The sequence below is a fragment of the Chamaesiphon sp. GL140_3_metabinner_50 genome, assembly GCF_025361915.1.
Lineage (GTDB): Bacteria > Cyanobacteriota > Cyanobacteriia > Cyanobacteriales > Chamaesiphonaceae > Chamaesiphon.
Genome location: NZ_JANYJC010000025.1, coordinates 1 through 5,198 on the forward strand (window position 1 = coordinate 1; position 5,198 = coordinate 5,198).

Sequence of the window (5,198 nt, forward strand, 5' to 3'; positions counted from 1 at the left end):
CCGGTGATTTCACCACAGCGGATCAGGTGGCATAAATAGGCGCGGCTGTAATTCTGACAGGTGTAACAAGGACAGGTATCGTCTAAGGGGGTAAAATCGCGTTTGAAGGGGGCATTTTTGAGATTCCACCGTTCACCCCTGACAAAAGCTGCACCGTGCCTAGCGACCCGTGTAGGGATGACACAATCGAATAAATCGATGCCGGAGGCGATCGCGATCGCCATTTCTTTATAGGTACCGATGCCCATCAGGTAGCGCGGTTTACTTTCGGGTAATAATGGGGCGGTAGCGCGGACGATTTTGTGAATGAAGTGCGCTGGTTCGCCGACGCTAACGCCACCGATGGCATATCCATGAACGTCAAATTCTTGCAGCGATTTAGCGGCTTCGGCACGTAAATCTAAATGTACGCCGCCTTGGACGATCGGAAATAAGGCTTGCTCGTCAGGGCGTTGGTGTGCCTTCATACAGCGGGCGAACCAGCGATAGGTGCGATCGGTCGCAGCGACAACTTCTTCGCGGGTGGCGGGATACGGGGGGCATTCATCAAATGCCATAATCACATCCGCACCGAGGGCATTTTGAATCTCGATCGATTTTTCAGGCGAAATAAAAATCGTGCGTCCATCTAAAGGCGATTTAAAAGTTACACCTTCTTCGGTAATTTTCCGCATTTTGCTGAGACTGAATACCTGAAAACCGCCGGAGTCAGTCAGCATCGGCCCTTTCCAGTTCATGAATTTATGCAATCCACCTGCTTCTCTAATGATGTCTTCGCCGGGACGTAAATGCAGGTGATAGGTATTTGCTAATACCATCTGAGCTTGAGTATCTTCTAGGTGCGCCGATGTTAGCGTTTTTACGGCTGCTGTGGTACCAACGGGCATAAATCTTGGCGTTTCGACAATGCCGTGTGGAGTATGAAAAACACCCGCACGAGCGTGAGTGTGACTGCATTTACCCAAGCAGTCGAAAGTGAAATTAGAGTGATTCAAGATTTGATAAGGAGATGGGAGGTTGGAGCTGGGAGATGGGAGTGAGGAGATGGATGTATTTACATTTGCGCTTTTTAAAAATTTATCAGTATAAGATAATGTAGCTGCTTTACTGACGATCTCGGAACAAGAGCCGCAGCTCTCATCTTTAGTTTATCTCCCATCTCCCAGCTCCAACCTCCCATCTAACCCGCCGGATCGTCACCAGCCCAACCCATCGGGGAGACTTCAGCATCATCTTTAACGCGCCGAATGGGTAAATTAGCGATTAGTGCGGTTACTCTTTGATTGCTTTCTAACGAAAAATCTAAGCCTTGGGTATCGATTTCGACATATCGCGATACGACTTCGAGAATTTCTTGACGCATCATTTCCACCATTTGGGGGCTGAGATCGGTGCGATCGTGAGCGATGACTAATTGCAGCCGCCGCTTCACATGTTCCCGACTCGGCTCATTTGCCACGCGGGGAAATAACATTTCTAGAAATTCGTGAATCATAGTCATAGTGTTTGCAGTCGATAGCAGGAATTAGCACCTAAAAAAATCGAATCGTTGAGGGGTAAAGCATGGTTAAAATTAAGTACTGACAAATTTCCCGACCCAATCGTTGGACTTGCAGTTATTTCCTCAGTTCGAGGCGATCGAGGAGCTGCGTTTGCTAATTGTGGTGGTAAAACTAGGTCGCTTACCCACACTATATCAACAGGTGTTACGCAATTCAATAGGAGACATTGCTAAAATGTCAGATCTTTAAGTAGTTAATTTTACCAATCTAGATCGGTAAATATCCACTTTTAAAGCGACGCTCGATGTGATGAAATTAACATTAGACTATAAATTTAATTTAGATATTTTAGCTAGATGACTATTTAGTGAAGATTTTACGCAGTCGCGTCATAAAATTCTCACGTTCTATACTCAGATCGAGATAGGGCGTTTTTTCGCCGATCAGTCGATGGGCGATATTATCAAAAGCTTGCGCGGCGCGAGAGGTAGAATTAGCTTCTAAGACCAATGGTTCGCCTCGGTTGGTGGAAGTGATGACTCGTTCGTCTTCGGGGACGACACCAATTAGTGGCACGGCCAGAATTTCACTAACATCTTCTACAGACATCATCTCACTAGCTTCGACCATTGCCGGACGCAAGCGATTGACAATCAATCGTGCTGGACTAATATTACTAGCTTCGAGTAACCCGATTACCCGATCGGCATCCCGAACGGCGGAAATCTCTGGAGTAGTGACGATTAAAGCCTCTTGAGCGGCGGCGATCGCATTTTTAAAGCCCATTTCGATGCCCGCAGGGCTATCGATCAATACAAAATCGAACTGAGGAGCCAATTCGCCAATCATCCATTTCATATGATTGGGAGTGATCATTTCGGCTTTGCGATTTTGGGTGGCAGGTAATAACACCAGTCCCGGTTGGCGTTTATCGCGGACTAATGCCTGATCGAGACGACATTCGCCTGCTAGCACTTCTACTGCTGTATAAACGACGCGATTTTCCAATCCTAACAACAGATCGAGATTTCGCAGCCCAAAGTCACCATCGACAAGCGCGACTCGGTGCCCCATTTTGGCAAGAGTCATGCCCAGATTGGCTGTTACGGTGGTTTTACCCACTCCGCCTTTGCCGGAAGTAATTACAATAATGCGAGTCATGAATTATAAATTGTCAATTGGTAATTATTAATTATGAAAACTCGATCTCTAGGGGTGGGGCTATTCCCTAGTTGTCACCAGTCAGCAGAAAATCGATATCTATCAATCAATCAATGCGCCCAGCTCCGGGGAGAGCTAATTCGCGCAAGTAGGGGGTTGTTTTGAGATCGATCGCGCGGGCGATCCTAATGCCTTGAGGTGTGACGTAGGCAATTTCTGGCTCGAACTGTGGGGGCGGGGTTTCTGGTGCGCGTGCTACTCGATCGGCGATTCGCAGTTGAGTTGGCTCCATTTGCAATGCCATAATCAGACATTGAGGGTTGTTGGGGTAACCTGCATGAGCGATACCCCTCAGCCGTCCCCACACAATAATATCCCCCGCTGCAAAAATTTCGCCGCCGGGATTGACATCGCCCATAATAATCACAGTACCTTCATGGCGAATATCCATCCCCGATCGGACTGTCATTTGCAGATAAAGTGGTTCGACAAGCTGCGCTAGCTTGTCTTCGGTAGCAGTGGGTAATAAAGGCGCGATCGCCGACTGCTGTGTGACGCAATAGCCTGCTGTTGCTGCGGCTACCGCCGTTTGCCGCCGAGTGGTGGAGACAAGTTGCAGTTGCAAGGCAACATCAGCAAGCGCGTCGCTGATGCCTTGGAGTTGTCTGGCATCTAAGAGCCTGTCGTGGGCGATTAAATGCACGATCGATAACGGTTGCCAAAATCTTTTTCCGGCTTGAAGTCTCTGCTGAAGCTGCTCCCACAGATCGTTCCAACTGGCAGAAGCTGGTGTTTCCGCTTCTGTCGGCAGAATCAATTTCACCACTCCATCTTCATTTTTGAGTCGAATTTGCAATTTTGGTTGCGCCGATGGCGTGACGGGAATTGGATCTGTTTTTCCCTGGGCATTTAGGATAGACAAGGTGGATGAGAAATCAGCATTCATAGCCTACAGAGTGGTGAAGATCGCAAATGGCTTTTACATCTTACACTTCAAACGGATATTCTGTTGGAATTATTAACCATGTATTTAGGAATACAGGTGAGGTAGTAATATTTGGTAGTAGTAAATTAAACCGCCTAAATTGAAAACTCAACATCATTTGCCAAAATTAGCGATCGCAATTTTTACCGGGTTGGCGGTTACGTCCGCACTCGGCTCGAATCGATCGCTAGCTGCCACAAAGGTTTCGCCGCTGTTCGTTGGCGTAGCCTCTCCTTTGGAGAATCGCCTGCATTTTTACGCTGAAACTAGCTTATCGCTAGCTCAAAGTAGCGATTCTCTTCAGAATAAATCAATTGTACTAGTAATGAAAAAATGCACGATTAAGCGATACAGACGACCTCACTAATGCCAACGGTAAGTAAAAAAACTTACATCTTGCATCAAAACATAGTTACTAGTTACTAGTGAATAGTGAATAGCGAAAAGTGCGTTCTTAGGGTTCCCCCAAGTGAAGCACCTTTTCAAGACAGTGGATAGTTTTTGGTACCTATGAGTAGGTTTTAAGGCTATTTAAATCGGTTGTCATACACTTGTGCAAGATGTGGAAGAATTAACACTGTTGGCATCGATGTCGATGTCGATCGTCAGATTGACAGAAGAGATCTATGATGATTAGATCCAGTCAGATCGTTTAGACATTACCTAAGACAATGAGTTTAATTCGGATTTGGGCGGTAGCTAGTAACGTGTTTCGAGAAGTGATGCGCGATCGGATCTTTTTGACGATCGGGTTTTATGCCGTGTTAATGCTGGCAGCTTCGCGGCTTTTACCAGAAGTCTCTGGTGCTGCACAGAACAAAATTCTCACTGATTTTGGCACCGCTAGTTCTAGTTTGCTAGGTGTGGTAGTTACCATCTTTGTCGGTACGAGTCTCATCAATAAGGAAATTGAAAAACGTACGGTATTTACGATCGTCACTAAGCCAATTAGTAGTATTGAATTTATTCTCGGCAAGCACTTAGGACTATCTGCCGTACTGGCGATCGTCGTAGCTGGCATGACGGTAATTTATTTACTGGTACTCAGTTTGACTCATATTGAGTATCAATTATTCCCCCTATTGCTGACATCACTATTTCTATTTATAGAACTATGTCTAATTGCCGCCGCCGCCTTATTATTTGGCGTATTTACTAGTTCCATTTTAGCAATTTTACTGACATTTTCATTGTATTTAGTCGGGCATTTAAGTGAAGGAATGGTGAAATTAGCCGGGGTGACTAAAAATCCTGGATTTCAACAATTTACCGATAATTTATATCTGGTATTACCAGATTTATCGCGGCTCGATCTCAAAAATGATGCTGTTTACGGTGTGCTGCCCCAAACAGATGTCCTTTGGCTTAATGCTGGGTATGCCTTGGTTTATACAGCCGCACTATTGCTAATGACGACGGTAATTTTCTCACGCCGACAATTTTAGTTCGATCGAGTTTGCTGGGTTTACCCCCCAACCCCCCCTTATAAAGGCAGGGCAGGGTGGTTTCATACAAGAAAATAAAAATGCAAAAACCCTGGTGTTTAGTCT

At 45.8% G+C, this 5,198-nt stretch carries 6 protein-coding genes; 2 read left to right on the plus strand and 4 right to left on the minus strand.

Features of this window, described 5'->3' with window-relative positions:
* The 4 genes from tgt to minC all read right to left on the minus strand — a co-directional run.
* The coding region (gene tgt / locus Q0R35_RS01130) for a tRNA guanosine(34) transglycosylase Tgt (RefSeq protein ID WP_295613615.1) at positions 1-995 on the minus strand (995 nt) is incomplete at its 3' end.
* Between the two features lie 185 nt (positions 996-1,180).
* Positions 1,181-1,495 (minus strand): cell division topological specificity factor MinE, encoded by a 315-nt coding sequence (gene minE / locus Q0R35_RS01135; protein ID WP_295613626.1) that lies wholly within the window; start codon positions 1,493-1,495, stop codon positions 1,181-1,183.
* Between the two features lie 367 nt (positions 1,496-1,862).
* Complete coding sequence (minD, locus tag Q0R35_RS01140; protein WP_295613617.1) at positions 1,863-2,663, minus strand: septum site-determining protein MinD; 801 nt, start codon at positions 2,661-2,663, stop codon at positions 1,863-1,865.
* 106 nt (positions 2,664-2,769) lie between these two features.
* Positions 2,770-3,609 (minus strand): septum site-determining protein MinC, encoded by an 840-nt coding sequence (gene minC / locus Q0R35_RS01145; protein ID WP_295613619.1) that lies wholly within the window; start codon positions 3,607-3,609, stop codon positions 2,770-2,772.
* A gap of 139 nt (positions 3,610-3,748) precedes the next feature.
* Here minC and Q0R35_RS01150 point away from each other — a divergent pair, with 139 nt between their 5' ends.
* The gene (locus Q0R35_RS01150) at positions 3,749-4,015 is read left to right on the plus strand and encodes a hypothetical protein (protein ID WP_295613622.1); all 267 of its coding nucleotides are present in this window, start codon (positions 3,749-3,751) and stop codon (positions 4,013-4,015) included.
* Positions 4,016-4,319: 304 nt separating this feature from the next.
* Entirely contained in the window at positions 4,320-5,093 is a 774-nt protein-coding gene (locus Q0R35_RS01155; protein WP_295613624.1) for an ABC transporter permease subunit, read from the plus strand.
* Positions 5,094-5,198 lie beyond the last annotated feature (105 nt).